This window comes from Nitratireductor alexandrii, from assembly GCF_004000215.1.
GTDB lineage: Bacteria > Pseudomonadota > Alphaproteobacteria > Rhizobiales > Rhizobiaceae > Mangrovimarina > Mangrovimarina alexandrii.
In genome coordinates, this window is the sequence record NZ_RBVY01000005.1 from 311,900 (window position 1) to 330,300 (window position 18,401).

The window sequence follows — 18,401 nt, forward strand, 5'->3', positions numbered from 1 at the left end:
GCAATCAGCGGCGCTGATGAGCGGCGCCGGCAAACGGCCGTGCCGTGGCCGCTCACGCCTCGGCGATCCGCTCGAACCAGGTCGCCTCGTCGATCACCTCGATGCCGAGTTCGGCCGCCTTCTTCAGCTTCGAGCCGGCACCGGGGCCGGCAACCACCAGATCGGTCTTGCTCGACACCGAGCCGGCGGCCTTGGCGCCCAGCTTTTCGGCCATCGCCTTGGCCTCGTCGCGCGACATGCGCTCCAGCGCGCCGGTAAACACGATCGTCTTGCCCGCGACCGGCGAATCCGAGGCGATTTTTTCGGCGTCCTTGACCCGGACCGCGCCGGCCAGCCGTTCGACCAGCTCGCGATTGTGCTCCTCGCCGAAATAGCGCGCGATCGCGTCGATCACCGCATTGCCGATATCGTCGAGCGCGTCCATGTCCTCGCGCGCGGTCTCGTCGCCCCGGGCGACCGCCAGCGCGGCGTCGTGAAAGGCCTGCCAGGATCCGTAGGCGCGCGCCAGCGTGCGCGCCGTCGTCTCGCCGACATGGCGAATGCCGAGCCCGTAGACCATACGCTCCAACGGAATGTCGCGGCGCGCCTCGATGGCGGCGAACAGCTTGGCGGCCGAGACCGCGCCGAACCCTTCCTTGTCCTTCAGCTTCTTCAGGTTCTTGTCGTCGCGCGCGGCAAGCGAAAAAATGTCGGCCGGGCTTTTGACCGGCAGGTCGGGATCGTTGAAGAAGAATTCGATCTGCTTCTCGCCCAGCCCCTCGATGTCGAAGGCCCGGCGCGAAACGAAGTGGCGCAGATGCTCGATGCGCTGGAAGGGACAGGCGAATTCGCCGGTGCATCGCCGGATCACCCCCTCGCTGCCGCCGGCCGTCTCTTCGCGCACCACCGGCGTTTTCAGCTCGCACGGGCACACCGAGGGAAACTCGAACGCGACCGCGTCGGCCGGGCGCTTGTCGAGGTCAACGCCCAGGATCTGCGGGATGACGTCGCCAGCGCGCTGCACGGTGACGGTGTCGCCGATCATCACGCCCAGCCGCTCGATCTCCTCGGCATTGTGCAAGGTCGCATTGGTCACCACCACCCCGCCGACCGTGACCGGCGTCAGCCGCGCCACCGGGGTCAATGCGCCGGTGCGCCCGACCTGGATGTCGATGCCGTTGAGCACCGTGGTCGCCTTTTCGGCCGGGAATTTGTGCGCGGTCGCCCAGCGCGGCGAGCGCGAGACGAAACCGAGCCGCTGCTGCAGCGCCAGGTCGTCGACCTTGTAGACCACCCCGTCGATATCGTAGCCGAGCCCGGCGCGGCTTTCCTCGATCAGCCGGTAGTGTTCGAGCAGGCCCTCGACATCGTCAAAGCGGCGCATCAGCGGGTTGATGGGAAAACCGTAGCCGGCGAAGGCGGCGACCATGCCGATCTGCGTATCCGCCGGCATCGCGCTGACCTCGCCCCAGGCATAGGCGAAGAAATGCAGCGCCCGGCCGGCCGTGACCGAGGCGTCGAGCTGGCGGATCGAGCCGGCCGCCGTGTTGCGCGGATTGACATAGGTTGGCTTGCCCTCCGCCTCCTGGCGCCGGTTGAGCGCCAGAAAGTCGGCCTGGGTCATGTAAACCTCGCCGCGCACTTCCAAAATCTCGGGAAAGTCGCCCGACAGCACGTTGGGAATGTCGGCGATCGTGCGGGCATTCGCGGTCACGTCCTCGCCGGTCTGACCGTCGCCGCGCGTCGCCGCCGTCACCAGCCGGCCGTTCTCGTAGCGCAGCGACAGGGACAGGCCGTCGATCTTGGGTTCGGCGGTGATGCCGAGCGCGGCATCGGCGGGCAGGCGCAGGAAGCGGCGCACCCGCTCGACGAACTCGCGCACCTCCTCGTCGGAAAACGCGTTGTCGAGCGACAGCATCGGCACGCGATGACGGACCTTTTCGAATTTCTCCGACACCGCGCCGCCGACGGCATGGGAGGGCGAATCGGCGCGCGTGAGATGGGGAAAGCGCTGCTCGATCGCCATATTGCGGCGCCGAAGCGCGTCGTAGTCGGCATCGGTGATGACCGGCGCGTCCTCGGAGTGATAGCGCCGGTCGTGTTCGGCGATCTCGCCGGCAAGCCGTTCGAGCTCGATGCCGGCCTCCTGTTCCGAAAGGTCGCCGACGGATTTGGAGGCGGGGGAGTGTTTTGGCATGGACGGCCCGGGGACTGGTTGCACGAGACGCGCCGGCTGCCCGGCGGCTGGAGCGGCCAAGCTATGCCAGCTTTGCCGCAGACTTCAACTGACAGCCGCGTTCTCGCCCAGAAGCCTGCTCGCGGCGGCGCGCGCCTCGTCGGTGATCGTGGCGCCGGCGAGCATACGCGCGATCTCCTCGCGCCGCGCCGCCTCGGCCAGCGCCTCGACCCCGGTCGCCACGCTTTCGGCGGTGCCGGTCTTGGAGATCAGGAAGTGATTCGCCGCCCGCGCCGCCACCTGGGGGGCGTGCGTCACCGATAGCACCTGCACCCGCTCCGCCAGCCGCGCCAGCCTCTTGCCGATCGCGTCGGCGACCGCGCCGCCGACACCGGTGTCGATTTCGTCGAAGACCAGCGTCGGCGCCGAACCGCGGTCGGCCAGCGCCACCTTCAGCGCCAGGAGGAAGCGCGACAACTCGCCGCCGGAGGCGATCTTGACCATCGGTCCCGGCCGCGAGCCGGGATTGGTGCGTACCCAGAACTCGACCTGGTCGATGCCGTCCTCGCGCCGGTCGTCGGGCTCGCTGTCGATCTGGACGATGAATTCGGCCCGGTCGAGCTTCAGCGCGGGCAATTCCGCCATCACCGCCGCCGACAGGGTTGCCGCGGCGGCGTGACGGTCGGCCGAAAGCGCGGCCGCGGCCCGGTCATACGCCGCGCGCGCGGCAAGGGCCGCCTTTTCCAGCCCGGCCAGGCGTTCCTCGCCCGCATCGAGATCGGCGAGGTCGGCCGCCATGCCGTCGCGCAGTTCGGCAAGCGCCTCGACCGCGACATTGTGCTTGCGCGCGGCTGCGCGCAGCGCGAACAGCCGCTCCTCGGCCTCCTCCAGCCGCTTGGGGTCGAATTCGGTCGCCCGCATCGCCGCGTCGATGCCGCTTTGCACCGAATCGAGCGCGATCAGCGCCTCGTCGAGCGCCTTGATCGTGTCCTCCAGCAGGCCCGGCGCCTCGCCGGCCTTGCGTTCCAGACGCCTGAGCAGGCTGGCAAGCTGCGGCACCGGCGAGGCGGGACCGGAAAAGACCTCCTGTGCGTCGCTGATCTCGGTCGCGATCTTCTCGGCCCGCATCATCGTGGCGCGCAGGCCGGCAAGCTCCTCCTCCTCGCCGGGCATGGGACCGAGCCTGTTGAGTTCGTCCACGGACGCGCGCAGATAATCGGCCTCGCGCGCGGCGGCCTCGACCCGGGCGCGGTGCCGCGCCAGGTCCTGATCGGCCGCGCGCCACGCCTGCCAGCACGCCCGTACCGCTTCGGCCCGCTGGCCCAGCCCGCCAAACGCGTCGAGCAGGTCGCGATGCGCATCGGGGTCGACCAGCGCGCGCTCGTCGTGCTGGCCGTGGATTTCCACCAGCGCGCGTCCGACCTGACGCATCAGGCCGACGCTCGAGGGCCGGTCGTTGACGAAGACGCGCGTGCGGCCGTCCGCCGTCTGCACCCGGCGCAAAACGATGTCGCCGTCGTCCTCCATGGCGTTGTCGCGCAGGATGGCACGGGCGGGATGATCGGCGGCAACGTCGAAGGCGGCCACGACCTGGCCCTGCGCCGCGCCGGAGCGCACCAGCCCGGCATCGCCGCGCATGCCGAGCGCCAGCGACAGCGCGTCGAGCAGGATCGACTTGCCGGCGCCGGTTTCGCCGGTCAGCACCGACAGGCCGCCGTCAAACCCGATATCGAGTTTTTCGATCAGGACGATATCGCGGATCGAAAGCTGGACGAGCATTGCAAACGCCCGCTCTCGTCAGCCGCCCAGAATGGCAGCTCCGGCCTTCGACAGCCACGACTTCCTGTTTTCGCGCGGCTCGAGCCCCCCGGTCTGCAGGAGCGCGTAGGAATCGCGATACCACTGGCTGTCGGGATAATTGTGTCCGAGCACGGCGGCTGCGGTCTGCGCCTCGGAGGCCAGCCCCATGGCGAAATAGGCTTCCGTCAGCCGCGCCAGCGCCTCCTCGACATGGCGCGTGTCCGAATAGGCCTCGACCACCAGGCGGAACCGCTTGATCCCGGCGACATATTCGCGCCGCTCGAGATAATAGCGGCCGATCTGCATTTCCTTGCCGGCGAGCTGGTCGCGGGCGAATCGCTTCTTGGTCTTGGCGTCCTCGACATACTCGGATTCGGGCCAGCGGGTGATCACCTCGTCCATGGCCTCGATCGTGCGCCGCGCGTCCTTCTGGTCCTGCGTGACGTCGGGGATCTGCCGGAAATAGCTCAACCCGACAATATATTGCGCATAGGCCGCGTCATCCGTGTAGGGATAGAGCGACACATAGCGCTTGCCCGTGTTGATGGCGTCCTGGTAGTTGCCCTGCCGGTAATTGGTGAAGGCGTGCATCACCATCGCGCGGCGGGCGAACTCCGAATAGGGATGCTGGCGGTCGACGGCCTCGAACTTGGCGATCGCCTCGCTCATCCGTCCGGCTTCGAGATTGGCCAGGCCCTGATTGTAGAGCGTATCCGCCGGCTCGATATCCTCCACATAGCTGGCGAGATCGATATCCTTTTCCGAAGCGCAACCGGCCGCGGCGAGCGGGAGCGCAAGCACCGACAGCGCCAACAAAAAATTGCCCGCGCGCCTGCTTGGCCTAGAAATTCGATCGGATCGCATCTGTGCTCTGGTCCCTCGGGCCGATACGGCCTGTCGACCGACGCCATAAATCACAGCATCGGCTTTCGGGCAACGCTATCGCCCCTCAATCGCGCAATTTTGTGGCGAAACGCCGTCCAGCGGGCGCCCGCACAGTCTTCATAGCCGCCACGGCGCATAGGCCGGCGCGTTCACCGCCACTAGTTCCGCCGAGCGGCCGCGCTCGCGACGTCCGGTCTCGACGATCTCGAAGGCCGACGGATCGGACAACAACAGCCGCAGCGCGGTGGCGTTGAGGCTGTGGCCGCCGCGATAGGAGCGGAAACAGCCGATGAAACGCGCGCCCGCCAAAGCGAGATCGCCCATCGCGTCGAGCGTCTTGTGCCGCACGAACTCGTCCTCGTAGCGCAGGCCCTCGATATTCACGATGCTGTCGTCGTCGGCGATCACCAGCGAATTCTCCAGCGACGAGCCGAGCGCGTAGCCGGCCGCCCACAAGCGCTGCACGTCCTTCATGAACCCGAAGGTGCGCGCGCGTGAGATTTCGCGCTTGAACACGCCGGGATCGATGTCCGACGCGAAGAGCTGGCGCCCGATCGCCTTGCTGTCGAAATCGATCTCGACCTCGAACCGGGTTCCGTCATAGGGCAGGAATTCGGCCCACGAACCGCCCTTCTCGACCCGAATCGGCTTCAGGACACGGATGTAGCGACGCTTGACGGCGAGCGGGCGAATGCCGGCCTGTTCGAACGCCTCGACGAAATTCTCGCTGCTGCCGTCCATGATCGGCACTTCGGGCCCGTCAATGTCGATCGACACATTGTCGATGCCGAGCGCGAACAGAGCCGCCATGAGATGCTCGACCGTCGCGATCTGCGGCCCGCCGGGCGCGCCGAGCGCGGTACACAGGTCGGTCGCGCCGATCTCGGAGACCAAGGCGCGAATCTCGACCGGTTCCCCCGCCCCGTCCTGATAGGAAAACACGACGCCCGAATCGGCATCGGCGGGATTGAAATGGATCGTCACCGGCTTGCCGCAATGCACGCCCACTCCCGAAAGAGAGACGCGCGATTTCAGCGTGGTCTGATATTCGTGCAATTCCAATCCCATCGCCCCGCCCCGTACGACACCGCTTGACCGATCGCAAGCCCGCGGGTCCTTTGCGCGTACGTTCAGGAACTCCAATCCCCGAAAGCCCTGCACTGCGCCTGTACAAATCGGGGCCGAAGATACTGTCCGCGCGGAGAGTCGCCAAATCACGGTTTCTTACTCAGTGTTACGAGTTTCTTTGTTGAAGCTGCTCCCGTTACACCCTGATTTCGTTGATGAAACGAAGGAAGCGGACTGAAGGTTTCCCTCCGGCCCGCTTCCGGTTGTTAACAGGCTCGTCGGCCCCTCAGTTGGCTTGCCGGCGCAGGAATGCCGGGATCTCGAGCTGGTCGTCTTCCTGCGGCGCACGCGAGGCCGGCGTCAGGCGCCCGTGGTCGTCGAGCTGCCCCTGCCGAGGCGCATAGAGCTGCGCGTCCTGGCTGGCGAGGCGCCGGGCTTCGGGCTGGCGCACCAATTGCGGCTCGCGTGGCGCGCCGGCACTGCGGGCCGGCTCGTCTTCGCGCCGCGACAGGCCGGTGGTCAGCCGCTTCAACAGTCCCATCGGCCCCTTGTCTTCGGCCCCGGCCTCGGCGCCGGAGCGCGCCTGCAGCTCGGCCTTCACGACCGGCGGAAAATCCTCCACGCGCGGCATGCGGGGCTGGGCCTCGGCGGCAGGCTGCATCCGCGGCGCGGCGGGCCTGGCCGGCGCGGCCGCGGCCTGCTCGGGCGGTGCCTGGAAGATGCGGCTTTGCGGGCGGAACTCCGGTTGCTGCCCACCGCGTTCGGCGTCGCGGATCGCTTCGGCTACCGGGTCCTCGGCGGGGGCGGCTTCGGCGGCCGGCGCGGCCGCCGGCGCCGGAGCGGGACGTGCCTCGGGCGCCTGCTGCGGGGTTGCCGCGCGCGGCGCGACCGGCTTCGGCTGCTGGCGGATTTCGACCGGCGTGGCCGCGATCTCCGAAGCCTTCTTGTCGATGCCGGTGGCAACGACCGAGACCCGGATCACGCCTTCCAGATCCTCGGCGAAGGTGGCGCCGAGAATGATATTGGCTTCCTGGTCGACTTCCTCGCGGATGCGCGTCGCCGCCTCGTCGACCTCGAACAGGGTCAGGTCGCGGCCGCCGGTGATCGAGATCAACAGGCCCTTGGCGCCCTTCATCGAGCTTTCGTCGAGCAGCGGGTTGGCGATCGCAGCCTCGGCCGCGGCCATCGCGCGCCCCTCGCCGGACGCCTCGCCGGTGCCCATCATCGCCTTGCCCATCTCGCGCATCACCGAGCGCACGTCGGCGAAGTCGAGATTGATCAGCCCTTCCTTGACCATCAGGTCGGTGATGCAGGCAACGCCCGAGTAGAGCACCTGGTCGGCCATCGCGAAAGCATCGGCGAAGGTCGTCTTGTCATTGGCGATGCGGAACAGGTTCTGGTTGGGGATGACGATCAGCGTGTCGACCGACTTCTGCAACTCCTCGATGCCGTGATCGGCGATCTTCATGCGCCGCTGGCCCTCGAAATGGAACGGCTTGGTGACGACGCCGACGGTCAAAATGCCCTTTTCGCGCGCGGCCTGCGCGACCACGGGCGCCGCACCCGTGCCGGTGCCGCCGCCCATGCCGGCGGTGACGAAGCACATATGCGTGCCGGCGAGATGGTCGACGATCTCGTCGATGCATTCTTCCGCTGCCGCGCGGCCCACTTCCGGCTGCGACCCCGCGCCGAGCCCCTCGGTCACATGGGCGCCAAGCTGGATCAGCCGGTCGGCCTTCGACATCGTCAGCGCCTGCGCGTCGGTATTGGCGACCACGAAATCGATCCCCTTGAGGCCGGCCGTGATCATGTTGTTGACGGCGTTGCCGCCACCGCCGCCGACACCGAAAACGGTGATGCGCGGCTTTAGCTCGGTGATGTCCGGCTTTTGCAGATTGATTGTCATGTCGTCGTCCTTTTCGCCTTTCTCGCCGCATCGCCGCCGCGGCCGCCAGGAGGTGTGATCCTCAAAGTTAGAAACTGTCTCTCAACCATTGACCCATACGCAGGAACCGCCCGCCCGTTCCGGTCGCGCGCATGCCCATGAACTTCGAAACCCGGCTGTTTTCGAACGAGGCCACCTGGGGATAGATCATCAGTCCGGCCACAGCCGCGAAGGCCGGTCCCTTGGCCGCCTCGGGAAGACCGGCCACGCCGAGCGGTCGCCCGATGCGCACGCTGCGTCCCAATATGCGCCGCGCCGCCTCCGGCAGGCCGACCAGCTGGCTCGCGCCGCCGGTCAGAACCACGCGCTTGCCGATCGTGCTGCCGTAACCCGAACGTCCCAGCCGCTCGCGCACCAGTTCCAGCGTCTCCTCGACTCGCGCGCGGATGATGCGCGTCATCACCGCGCGCGGCACCTGCAGCGGCTCGTCGCCGTCGCCGCTGCCGACCGAGGGGACATTGACGATGTCGCGCTCGTCGGCGGTGCTCGGCAGCGCCGAGCCGTGCATGACCTTGAAACGCTCGGCCACCTCGACGCTGGTCGACAGGCCGCGCGCCAGATCGAGGGTCACATGGTTGCCGCCGACCGGAATCGATTCGGCGTGAACGAATTTTCCTTCCGCAAACACCGACAGCGTCGTGGTGCCGCCGCCCATGTCGATGCAGGCCGCGCCAAGCTCGGCCTCGTCGTCGACCAGCGCCGCCAGGCCGCTCGCATAGGGCGTGGCCACCATGCGCTCGACCGACAAATGGGCACGGTTGATGCACAGTTCGAGATTGCGAATCGGCGCCGCGTCCGCGGTCAGCACATGCATGTCGACGCCCAGCGTCTCGCCGACCATGCCGCGCGGATCGCGGATGCCGCGTTCGGCATCGAGCGCAAACCCGACGGCCAGCGAGTGCAACAATTCGCGCTCGGCCTCCAGGGCCTGCTTGGCGCCGGCGGCGAGCACCTTCTTGATGTCGGAGGCGTCGACGGCATGGCCGCCGAGATTGACCGTGGCGGTCGAAACCTCGCTTTTCAACCGGCCGGCCGACAGGTTGACGATCAGCGAATCGACGGTGACGCCCGCCATCCGCTCGGCCGCGTCGACCGCCAATCGAATGGCGTGCTCGGCGCGGTCGAGATCGACGACCATGCCGGACTTCACGCCCTGCGATTTCTGGTGGCCGATGCCGACGATGCGGACCTGGTGCGTGCGCCCCTTCAAAAGCTGGCCGCCTTCGGCCGGCCTGAGCTTGCCGATGATGCAGCAGATCTTGCTCGATCCGACATCGAGCACGGTCACCACGCCGGAGCGGCGGGCGGCGGTATCGCGGGGGGCGGCAAGCCAGCTCATATCGATCGCCCCTTGCGCTTGCCCTTGATGCGCCCGCTCAAGGCCGCGTCGCGCCGCTCCGCCCCTTCGGGCGTCAGCTTGACTACCAGACGGTCCTCCAGCCGCATGTCGACGGCGGCGATATCGCGTTCCAAAAGCCCGTGCGTGCGCTCGAGCGCGGCCAGTTCGGCGATCGCGCGGTCTTCCTCGTTCTCCGGCAGCTTGACGGTCACGCCGTTGGCGAGCCGCAAATCCCAGCGCCGATCGGCCACCCGCACGAACCCCCTGACGCGCCCGGCAAGCGCGGGATGGGCCGCAAGCTTGCGCACGATTGCCTGCGCGCGCTCGGCCGCGCCCGTGCCCACCACCAGCGGCAGCTGGGCGTAGCGGTCGCTGCGATAGGGCGCGATCTCGGCCCCGTCGCGCTCGATCAGCGTCAGGTCGCTGCCGCGCTGCCAGATCGCGAACGGCTGTTTCTCGACGATCTCGATCTCGATCGCGTCGGGATAGATCTTGCGCACCGAGGCCGAGCGCACCCACGGCATGGCGGCGATCCGCGTGCGCGCGGTGTCGGCGTCGAACCCGACCAGCGAGGTCCATCCGTCGAGTTCCAGCCGGCCGAGAATGTCGATCTCGGACGTTTCGACATGACCTGAAATGCGAACATCGTTGACCGCGAAGCCGCTGCGCGCGGTCACCGCCTTGACGATCGACGGCGTATGGCCGCCGAGGACGGCGCCATAGGCGCCGGTCGCCGCCAGCATGCCGAGCGTGACGACCAGCATGGCGTGACGCGGCACTTCGACCGCATCGACATCCAGGCGCGACAGGAAGCGCGCCGGCCGGCGCAGCAATGGCGGCAGAACGCCGTCCGAAAAGCCGGCAAGCGTCCGCGACGGGAGCGAAGCGCCCGTTTTGCGGTTTTTTGCCGGTCTCAACGCAAACACGAAGCGTCCTCCACCATCCAACGCAGCAACTCACCAAACCCGTGCCCGGCATGCGCGGCCAGTTCCGGCACGAGCGATGTCGGCGTCATGCCCGGCTGCGTGTTGACCTCGAGCCAGATCAGCTCGCCATTGTCCGAATGGCGGTCGTCGTAGCGGAAGTCGGACCGGGTCACGCCCCGGCAGCCGATGGCTTGGTGAGCCTTGAGCGCGAGTGTCTGTATTTTTTGGTAAATATTCGGTGAAATTTTTGCGGGGCATTCGTGTTTTGAGCCCCCTGCCGCATACTTTGCATCGTAGTCGTAGAAGGAATGGCCCACCGGCACGATTTCCGTGACGCCGAGCGCCACGTCGCCCATCACCGCGCAGGTCAATTCGCGCCCGTGCACGAATCGCTCGATCATGACGACGTCGCCGTATTTCCAGTCGTCCGACTGGATGATTTGCGGCGGATGCGGCTGATCGGCCTTGACGATGACGACGCCGAAGCTCGACCCCTCATTGACCGGCTTGACCACGTAAGGCGGTTTCATGGGATGCCGGGAGCCGATCTCGAAACGGTTGCGGATCTTCGATTCGGCGACCGGAATACCCGACGCCCTGGCGACGAGTTTGGCCTTTTCCTTGTCCATGGCCAGCGCCGAGGCCAACACGCCGGAATGAGTGTAGGGAATTTCGAGATATTCGAGGATGCCCTGAACCTTGCCGTCCTCGCCGAACGGCCCGTGCAGCGCGTTGAAGGCGACATCGGGCCGCAGCTCGGCCAGCACCCGGCCGAGATCGCGGCCGACATCGACCCGCGTGACGCGATACCCCTCGCCCTCCAGCGCGTCCGCGCAGGCCTTGCCCGACGACAGCGAAACAGGCCGCTCGGAGGAAAAGCCCCCCAACAGAACGGCAACGTGTTTTTTCGCCATACCCAGACTTCCCCTGCTTCGGCGGGCCTCTCCGCGCAATCCGGGTTTGAGTCCGAGTCCACCGGCGGAAGACCCCCCAGTCAAAAACGCGGCGAACGCGTGAAACGACTCAAATCAGGAAACGCTTGGCCCCAAAGAATCAGAGCTTTAGCCCGCTGGCAAGTCTGGAATGTCGGGTTGCGGCCGCTCGTGCCCGGATTGCCCGCTTCGGCGCGGCGCGCCTCGCGGCAAGGGTGCCGGCTACAGCATCTGCCCCAGGAACTCGTCGATCTCGTGACCGGGCTTGAAGGCGCCGATGCGCCGGATTTCCCAGGTCAGCCTGATGCCGGAATGTTCCAGCACCCGGGCGCGCACGGTCTCGCCCAGAAGCTCGAGATCGTATCCGGTCGCGGTGCCGGTGTTGATCATGAAATTGCAATGCATGGGCGACATCTGCGCGCCGCCGATCATCAGGCCCCGGCAGCCGGCCTTGTCGATCTCCTTCCAGGCCGACGTTCCTTCCGGGTTCTTGAAGGTCGAGCCGCCGGTCTTCTCGCGGATCGGCTGCACGGTCTCGCGATGATGCTGGACGGCGTCCATCGCCGCCCTGATCTCGTCCTTATCGGCGGGCTCGCCGGCGAAAATCGCCTCGGTGAAGATCAGGTCCTTCGGCGCGGCCGAATGGCGATAGGCATATCCCATATCGGCATCCGAAAGGACGTGGAGCGTACCGTCGCGGTCGAGCGCGCGCACTTCCACGACGCGCTCGCGCGTCTCCACGCCATTGGCGCCGGCATTCATGCGCAGCGCCCCGCCAATGCCGCCGGGAATGCCGTGATAAAAATGGAAGCCGCCGAGACCGGCCTCGAGCGCCACGGCCGCCACGCGCTTGTCGGGCGCCGCCGCGCCGGCGCGAAGGCGATCGTCGCCGATCGCCTGCACCGCGCCGAACCCCTTGGCCGACAGCCTGACGACGAACCCGCGAATGCCGCCCTCGCGCACCAGCAGGTTGGAACCGATGCCGACGACGGTGATCGGGATGTCGTGCGGCACCGCTTTCAAGAACGCGGCCAGATCCTGTTCGTCGGCGGGCTGGAACAGCGCATCCGCCGTGCCGCCGGCCCGAAACCAGGTGATCTTGTCCATGGCCGCGTCGGGCGTGATGCGCCCGCGCACGGCCGAAAGCCGGTCTCCCAGCCGCTCCAGGAGCGCCGCACCGCTCATGCCCCGCCCCCGGCAAGCGCCTCGGGCACCTGATAGGCCCATTGAGTGATGTTGCCGGCGCCCAGAAAGATCACGTAGTCGCCGTCGCGGGCGAGATCGCGCACGATCGGCGCGATCGCCTGCGGCCCGGCGATCGCGCGCGCGTCGCGGTGGCCGCCCGCGCGCATGCGCGCCACCAGCGTCTCGGCCGACACGCCGTCGATCGGGTCTTCGCCCGCCGCATAGACGGGCGCCACCAGAACCGTGTCGGCATCGTTGAAGCAGGAGGCGAAATCGTCGAACAGATCGTGCAGCCGGGTGAAGCGGTGCGGCTGCGCTATCGCGATGACGCGGCCCTTGCAGGTCTCGCGGGCGGCGTCCAGAACCGCGGAGATCTCGACCGGGTGATGGCCGTAATCGTCGAAAAAATGGACCCCGTTCCAGGTGCCGGTCGGGGTGAAGCGCCGCTTGACACCGCCGAACGATAGCAGCCCCTTGCGGATGTCGTCGGCCGAAATACCCAGTTCGTGCGCCACCGCGATCGCCGCCGTCGCGTTGGCGACATTGTGACGGCCGGGCATCGGCAGGCGCAGGCCGCGAATGTCGCTGACCCGACCGGTCTTGCGGTCGCGCACGACGATGTCGAACAGGGAATGGGTTCCCTCCGTGCTGACATTTTCGAACCGAACGGCGGCCTGCGGATTGCCGCCATAGGTGATGACGCGCCGGTCCTCGATGCGCGAAACCAGCGCCTGCACCTCGGGATGGTCGATACACATCACGCCGAACCCGTAAAACGGCACGTTTTCGACGAATTGGCGGAACGCCTCGCGCACGCCGTCGAAACTGCCGTAATGGTCGAGATGCTCGGGATCGATATTGGTCACCACCGCGATCTCGGCCGGCAGCTTCAAGAAGGTGCCGTCGCTCTCGTCGGCCTCGACCACCATCCAATCGCCTTCGCCCATACGCGCATTGGTGCCGTAGGCGTTGATGATGCCGCCATTGATCACCGTCGGATCGAGTCCGCCGGCATCGAGCAGCGTGGCCACCATCGATGTCGTTGTGGTCTTGCCATGGGTGCCGCCGATGGCCACCGCCTGGCGGAAGCGCATCAGTTCGGCCAGCATCTCGGCGCGCCGGACCACCGGCAGGAGGCGTTCGCGCGCGGCGGCGAGCTCGGGATTGTCCTTCTTGATCGCCGTCGACACCACCACCACCTCGGCCTCCCCGAGATTGGCCGCGTCGTGGCCGACGAAAACGCGGATGCCCTTGTCGCGCAGCCGCTGCACATTGGCGTTGTCGGACTGGTCGGAGCCCTGCACCTCGTAACCGAGATTGTCGAGCGCCTCGGCGATGCCGCTCATGCCGATGCCGCCGATGCCGACGAAATGAACCAGGCCGATCGTCTCGGGCATCTTCATGATCGGACTCCTTGCTTGAATGCGTCAACCGACAGACCCGACGCAATAACGTCCGTCAAGTCGGCGAGCAACCGGGTCGCATCCGGCTTGCCGGCCGTCCTGGCGGCCGCCGCGATGGCGCCCAGTCTCGCGGGATCGCGCATCAAGCCGTCGAGGAGGTCGCGCAGTGTCTGCGGCGTCAGCGTCGCCTGGGCATGGACTTCCGCCCCGCCGGCCGCCTCCAGCGCGGCGGCGTTGGCCGCCTGGTCGTGATCGAGCGCATACGGATAAGGCACCAGCAGCGCCGGGCGCCCGATCGCCGCGATTTCTGACACGGTCGACGCGCCGGCGCGCGCGATCACCAGATGCGCGCGCGCGATCCGCGCCGCCATGTCGGTGAAGAACGGCGATATCTCGGCCGCGACGCCCATCGCCTCATAGGCCGCGCGCACCGCCGCCTCGTCTTCCGGCCGGGCCTGCTGGGTGACGCGCAGGCGCCGGCGCGCCTCGTCGGGCAGGGCCGCGATGGCCGGCGGCACGGCTTGCGAGAAAAACTGCGCGCCCTGGCTGCCGCCGAACACCAGAAGCGCGAACGGCGCGTCGGGCGCCGGCGGCCGGTACGTCGTGGCGGCGGCCTCGATCACGGCCGGGCGCACGGGGTTGCCGGTCTCAACGATCCGGCCGGCCAGCGCCCCCTCGGCCTTCAAAAACCCGCCGGCGATGGCGGTCACACGGGTCGACAGCGCCCGGTTGGCCCGTCCCATCACCGCGTTCTGCTCGTGGATCAGGGTGGGGATGCCGCGCCGGGTCGCGGCGAAGACGGGCGGCAGGGTCGGATAGCCGCCGAAGCCGACCACCGCCTTCGGCTTCAGCCGCTGCAGCAGCGCCGAGGCCTCGCGATAACCGCGCCACAGCGCCCAGAAGGCGCGCGCGACCGCGAGCGGGTTGCGCGAGCCGATCGTGGCCGAGGTGATCTCGTGATGACCGTCGGCGGGAAAGGAGCCGGCATAACGGGCGGCGCGGTCGTCGCTGGCCAGATGCACGCTCCAGCCGCGCGCCTTGAGCGCGTGCGCCAGCGCCTCGGCCGGAAACAGATGGCCGCCGGTGCCCCCGGCCGACAGCAGGATGGTTCCGCGGCTCATCCTACTTGGCCGCGAAGGCGCTGCCGGGCGCGAACGGGAAATCCGACGTCTTGCGCCGTTCCGGCCGGCGTCGCGTCAGCGCCAGCACCATGCCCATCGAGATCGCCATCGCGATCAGCGACGAGCCGCCATAGGAGATGAACGGCAGCGTCATGCCCTTGGCCGGCATCAGCTGGAGATTGACGGAAATGTTGATGACCGACTGGAAGCCCAAAAGCACGACCAGCCCGCAGACGGCGTAGCGGACGAAATCGTCCTCCTCGCGCAGCGCCGAGCGCAAGCCGCGCAGCACGACGAAGGCGAACAGGCCGACGATGATGAAGCATAAAACGATGCCGAACTCCTCCGCCGCCACGGCGAAGATGAAGTCGGTGTGGCTGTCGGGCAAAATGCGCTTGACGGTGCCCTCGCCGGGGCCCTCGCCCCACCAGCCGCCGCGGATGATCGCCTCGCGCCCGGTATCGACCTGAAACGTGTCGCCCTCGCCGGTGACGAAGCGGTCGATACGGTCGGCGACATGCGGGAAGATCGAATAGGCGGCGACCGCGCCGGCCGCGCCGAGACCGCCGAGCACGGCGATCCACAGCCACGGCATGCCGGCCAGGAAAAACATCGCCCCCCAGGTGCCCAGCACCAGCATGGTCTGGCCGAGATCGGGCTGGGCGACAAGCAATGCCAGCGCCAGGCCCAGAAGGATGATGGCGAACAGATTGCCGGGAATGTCGGGCTGGCGCGCATGTTCGGCAAACAGCCACGCGCAGATCACCACGAAGGCCGGCTTGAGAAATTCCGACGGCTGGACGGAGACGCCCAGAAGCGAGATCCAGCGCCGCGCGCCCTTGACCTCGACCCCGACGAAAAGCACCAGCACCATTGCGACCAGCGACCCGGCCAGCATGACCAGCGCCAGCCTGCGGATGTTGCGCGGCGACAGGAAGGAGACCGCGAGCATGGCGCCGACCGCCGGCAGCATGAAGATGATCTGGCGTTCCACGAAATGGAATTCCGACAGGCCGATGCGCTCGGCCACTGCCGGGCTGGCCGCGAAGGACAACACGACGCCAAGCACCATCAGGCTTAAAAAGGCGGCCAGAAACCAGCGATCGACCGTCCACCACCAATTGGCGACCGGCCCTTTGTCGACACGACTGACCATCAGCTTGTCCCTCCGATCGGTTCGATATTGGCAAGGCCGCGCACGGCAGCCTTGAAGGCGTCGCCGCGCACCTCGAAATTCCTATACTGATCGAAGCTTGCGCAAGCCGGGGATAACAGCACAACCGCCTCGCCGGCCGGGTCGTTCTGCGCGTCGGCGGCCGCATGGGCGACCGCGGCGTCGAGCGTGCCGGCGATTTCGTAGGGCACCATGTCGCCCAGCGTCGCCGAAAAGGCCGGCGCCGCCTCGCCGATCAGATACGCCTTGGCGACACGCGGAAACAGGCCGCGCAGCGGCTCGATGCCGCCCTCCTTGGCGAGCCCGCCGGCAATCCAGTAGATGCGCGGATAGCTCGACAGCGCAGGGGCCGCGGCATCGGCGTTGGTGGCCTTGGAATCGTTGACGAACAGCACATGTCCGCGCCGCGCCACCTGCTCCATGCGGTGGACCAGGCCGGGGAAGCTCGCAAGCCCCGCCTGGATGTCGGCGTCGCAGACGCCGATCTTGCGGCAGGCGGCGATCGCGGCGAGCGCGTTCTGGGCGTTGTGCTGACCGCGCAGCGCACCGATTCCGGCCAGTGAGGCGAGCCGGCGCACCTTGCCCTCGCGGGCCTGCTTCAGTTCCGTGCCTTCGGCAAACAGCCCGTTGGCGAGCGCCAGGCGCTTGGAGATACGAACCAGCTCGGCGCCGGTCTGTTCGAGCCGGTCGGCGATCTGCGCGCCCCACACGTCGTCGACGCCGACGATCGCCAGATCGCTGCCGGCGACCAGCCGCTGCTTGATCGCGGCGTAATGCTGCATGGTGCCGTGGCGGTCGAGATGGTCGGGCGAAAGATTGAGCAGGATGCCGGCGGTCGGCCGGATCGAGGGCGCCAGGTCGATCTGAAAGGACGAACATTCCACCACGTAGGAGCGGCCGGCGGCCGGCGGATCGAGCGTCATCACCGCGCGCCCGATATTGCCGCCGATCTGCGCATCGCGACCGCTATGGGTCAGGATATGCCCGATCAGCGCGGTCGTGGTCGATTTCCCGTTTGTGCCGGTGATCGCGATGAACGGCGCGTCGGGCGCGCGTGCGGCGCGCTCGCGCGAAAACAGTTCGACATCGCCGATGATCTCGGCATCGGCAGCCCGCGCCAGCTCCACGCTCCAGTGCGGCTTGGGATGGGTCAGGGGCACGCCGGGCGACAGAACCAGCGAGGCAACGCCGCTCCAGTCGATGGCGCGCAGGTCCTGCGTGGCGATCGCCTCGCGCCCGGCCCGCGCCACGCTTTCGGGATTGTCGTCCCAGGCGATCACCCGCGCCCCGCCGGCGGCGAGCGCGGCCGCCGTGGCGATGCCCGACCCGCCGAGCCCGAACAGGGCGACGGTCTTGCCGTTGAAACTGCGCGCTGCGATCATCTCTATCTCAGCTTCAGCGTCGACAGGCCGATCAGCGCCAGGATGACCGCGATGATCCAGAAGCGGATCACGATCTGGCTTTCCGTCCAGCCCATCTTCTCGAAATGATGGTGGATCGGCGCCATCAGGAAGACGCGCTTGCCCGTCATCTTGAACACCGCCACCTGGATGATGACCGACAGCGCCTCCATCACGAACAGCCCGCCGATGATCGCCAGCACGATCTCGTGTTTGGTGGCGATCGCGATCGTGCCGATCAGGCCGCCCAGCGCCAGCGAGCCGGTATCGCCCATGAAGATGGCGGCCGGCGGCGCGTTGAACCACAAAAACCCGAGCCCGGCACCGATGACGGCCCCCAGCACCACGGCCAGCTCGCCCGTGCCCGGCACGAAATGGATCTGCAGATAGTCGGCGAAGACCGCGTTGCCGGAAAGATAGGCGATGACGCCGAAGGACGAGGCCGCGATCATCACCGGCACGATGGCGAGCCCGTCGAGACCGTCGGTGAGATTGACCGCGTTGCCGGCCCCGACGATGACGAAGGCGGCGAACGGCACGAAAAAGATGCCCAGATTGATGATCAGGTCCTTGAAGAAGGGAAAGGTGAGCGATGAGGAGAACGGCGCCTGGCCGTTGCGCATGATGATCCAGGCCGCGGTGCCGGCGATCAGGAATTCCGCCAGGAGCCGCACTTTGCCCGATATGCCGAGATGCGACTGCTTCGTCACCTTCATGTAGTCGTCGTAAAAGCCGATCGCGCCGAACAGCAGCGTGACCAGGAGCACGGTCCAGACATAGACGCTCGACAGATTTGCCCACAAAAGCGACGAGCAGATGATGCCGGTCATGATCATCAGGCCGCCCATGGTCGGCGTGCCCGCTTTCTTGAAATGGGTCTGCGGCCCGTCGGCGCGGATCGGCTGGCCGCGGCCCTGGCGCACGCGCAGCGAATTGATGATCACCGGTCCGAACATGAACACGATCAGCGCCGACGTGATCAGCGCGCCTCCCGTGCGGAAGGTGATGTAGCGAAAGACGTTGAAGACCGAGAACTGGTCGGCCGCACTTACCAGCAAGGTGAGCATG

14 protein-coding genes are annotated in these 18,401 nt (G+C 67.4%); all 14 read right to left on the reverse strand.

All coding sequences use genetic code 11. From position 1 onward, the window contains the following. Nucleotides 1-52 precede the first annotated feature (52 nt). Nucleotides 53-2,176: an NAD-dependent DNA ligase LigA gene (ligA, locus tag EP380_RS13700; protein WP_127598998.1), complete on the reverse strand. Its 2,124-nt coding sequence runs from the start codon at nt 2,174-2,176 to the stop codon at nt 53-55. A gap of 84 nt (nt 2,177-2,260) precedes the next feature. Continuing rightward, nucleotides 2,261-3,934, reverse strand: coding sequence for a DNA repair protein RecN (recN, locus tag EP380_RS13705; RefSeq protein WP_106571563.1), 1,674 nt, complete (start codon nt 3,932-3,934; stop codon nt 2,261-2,263). A gap of 18 nt (nt 3,935-3,952) precedes the next feature. Beyond that, complete coding sequence (locus EP380_RS13710) at nt 3,953-4,819, reverse strand: outer membrane protein assembly factor BamD (protein ID WP_106571562.1); 867 nt, start codon at nt 4,817-4,819, stop codon at nt 3,953-3,955. Nucleotides 4,820-4,957: 138 nt separating this feature from the next. After that, nucleotides 4,958-5,908 carry a UDP-3-O-acyl-N-acetylglucosamine deacetylase gene (gene lpxC, locus EP380_RS13715; protein WP_106571561.1) on the reverse strand — a complete coding sequence of 317 codons (951 nt, stop codon included), beginning with the start codon at nt 5,906-5,908 and terminating at the stop codon, nt 4,958-4,960. Nucleotides 5,909-6,194: 286 nt separating this feature from the next. Continuing rightward, a complete protein-coding gene (gene ftsZ / locus EP380_RS13720; RefSeq protein WP_127598999.1) occupies nt 6,195-7,814 on the reverse strand; it encodes a cell division protein FtsZ in 1,620 nt (539 codons plus the stop codon). 67 nt (nt 7,815-7,881) lie between these two features. Continuing rightward, nucleotides 7,882-9,192: a cell division protein FtsA gene (gene ftsA / locus EP380_RS13725; protein WP_106571559.1), complete on the reverse strand. Its 1,311-nt coding sequence runs from the start codon at nt 9,190-9,192 to the stop codon at nt 7,882-7,884. Continuing rightward, nucleotides 9,189-10,118, reverse strand: a complete 930-nt coding sequence (locus EP380_RS13730) for a cell division protein FtsQ/DivIB (RefSeq protein ID WP_106571558.1) — start codon at nt 10,116-10,118, stop codon at nt 9,189-9,191. The genes ftsA and EP380_RS13730 overlap by 4 nt, the downstream gene beginning before the upstream one ends. Next, the gene (locus EP380_RS13735; RefSeq protein ID WP_127599000.1) at nt 10,106-11,032 is read right to left on the reverse strand and encodes a D-alanine--D-alanine ligase; all 927 of its coding nucleotides are present in this window, start codon (nt 11,030-11,032) and stop codon (nt 10,106-10,108) included. Before EP380_RS13735 ends, EP380_RS13730 begins: the two co-directional genes overlap by 13 nt. A gap of 240 nt (nt 11,033-11,272) precedes the next feature. Then, nucleotides 11,273-12,235 carry a UDP-N-acetylmuramate dehydrogenase gene (murB, locus tag EP380_RS13740; RefSeq protein WP_127599001.1) on the reverse strand — a complete coding sequence of 321 codons (963 nt, stop codon included), beginning with the start codon at nt 12,233-12,235 and terminating at the stop codon, nt 11,273-11,275. After that, nucleotides 12,232-13,638 carry a UDP-N-acetylmuramate--L-alanine ligase gene (gene murC, locus EP380_RS13745; protein ID WP_127599002.1) on the reverse strand — a complete coding sequence of 469 codons (1,407 nt, stop codon included), beginning with the start codon at nt 13,636-13,638 and terminating at the stop codon, nt 12,232-12,234. Before murC ends, murB begins: the two co-directional genes overlap by 4 nt. Then, complete coding sequence (gene murG / locus EP380_RS13750) at nt 13,635-14,759, reverse strand: undecaprenyldiphospho-muramoylpentapeptide beta-N-acetylglucosaminyltransferase (RefSeq protein ID WP_127599003.1); 1,125 nt, start codon at nt 14,757-14,759, stop codon at nt 13,635-13,637. The genes murC and murG overlap by 4 nt, the downstream gene beginning before the upstream one ends. Before the next feature lies 1 nt (nt 14,760). Next, complete coding sequence (gene ftsW, locus EP380_RS13755; RefSeq protein WP_106571553.1) at nt 14,761-15,915, reverse strand: putative lipid II flippase FtsW; 1,155 nt, start codon at nt 15,913-15,915, stop codon at nt 14,761-14,763. Then, nucleotides 15,915-17,315 (reverse strand): UDP-N-acetylmuramoyl-L-alanine--D-glutamate ligase, encoded by a 1,401-nt coding sequence (gene murD / locus EP380_RS13760; RefSeq protein WP_127599004.1) that lies wholly within the window; start codon nt 17,313-17,315, stop codon nt 15,915-15,917. Before murD ends, ftsW begins: the two co-directional genes overlap by 1 nt. Before the next feature lie 2 nt (nt 17,316-17,317). Then, nucleotides 17,318-18,400 carry a phospho-N-acetylmuramoyl-pentapeptide-transferase gene (gene mraY / locus EP380_RS13765; protein ID WP_106571551.1) on the reverse strand — a complete coding sequence of 361 codons (1,083 nt, stop codon included), beginning with the start codon at nt 18,398-18,400 and terminating at the stop codon, nt 17,318-17,320. Nucleotide 18,401: the final 1 nt, after the last annotated feature.

What these genes read in the sequence shown, in the direction of transcription:
- ligA (WP_127598998.1), bottom strand. Translation starts at nt 2,176, where the DNA reads ATGCCAAAACACTCCCCCGCCTCCAAATCCGTCGGCGACCTTTCGGAA.
- recN (WP_106571563.1), bottom strand. Translation starts at nt 3,934, where the DNA reads ATGCTCGTCCAGCTTTCGATCCGCGATATCGTCCTGATCGAAAAACTC.
- EP380_RS13710 (WP_106571562.1), bottom strand. Translation starts at nt 4,819, where the DNA reads ATGCGATCCGATCGAATTTCTAGGCCAAGCAGGCGCGCGGGCAATTTT.
- lpxC (WP_106571561.1), bottom strand. Translation starts at nt 5,908, where the DNA reads ATGGGATTGGAATTGCACGAATATCAGACCACGCTGAAATCGCGCGTC.
- ftsZ (WP_127598999.1), bottom strand. Translation starts at nt 7,814, where the DNA reads ATGACAATCAATCTGCAAAAGCCGGACATCACCGAGCTAAAGCCGCGC.
- ftsA (WP_106571559.1), bottom strand. Translation starts at nt 9,192, where the DNA reads ATGAGCTGGCTTGCCGCCCCCCGCGATACCGCCGCCCGCCGCTCCGGC.
- EP380_RS13735 (WP_127599000.1), bottom strand. Translation starts at nt 11,032, where the DNA reads ATGGCGAAAAAACACGTTGCCGTTCTGTTGGGGGGCTTTTCCTCCGAG.
- murB (WP_127599001.1), bottom strand. Translation starts at nt 12,235, where the DNA reads ATGAGCGGTGCGGCGCTCCTGGAGCGGCTGGGAGACCGGCTTTCGGCC.
- murC (WP_127599002.1), bottom strand. Translation starts at nt 13,638, where the DNA reads ATGAAGATGCCCGAGACGATCGGCCTGGTTCATTTCGTCGGCATCGGC.
- murG (WP_127599003.1), bottom strand. Translation starts at nt 14,759, where the DNA reads ATGAGCCGCGGAACCATCCTGCTGTCGGCCGGGGGCACCGGCGGCCAT.
- ftsW (WP_106571553.1), bottom strand. Translation starts at nt 15,915, where the DNA reads ATGGTCAGTCGTGTCGACAAAGGGCCGGTCGCCAATTGGTGGTGGACG.
- murD (WP_127599004.1), bottom strand. Translation starts at nt 17,315, where the DNA reads ATGATCGCAGCGCGCAGTTTCAACGGCAAGACCGTCGCCCTGTTCGGG.
- mraY (WP_106571551.1), bottom strand. Translation starts at nt 18,400, where the DNA reads ATGCTCACCTTGCTGGTAAGTGCGGCCGACCAGTTCTCGGTCTTCAAC.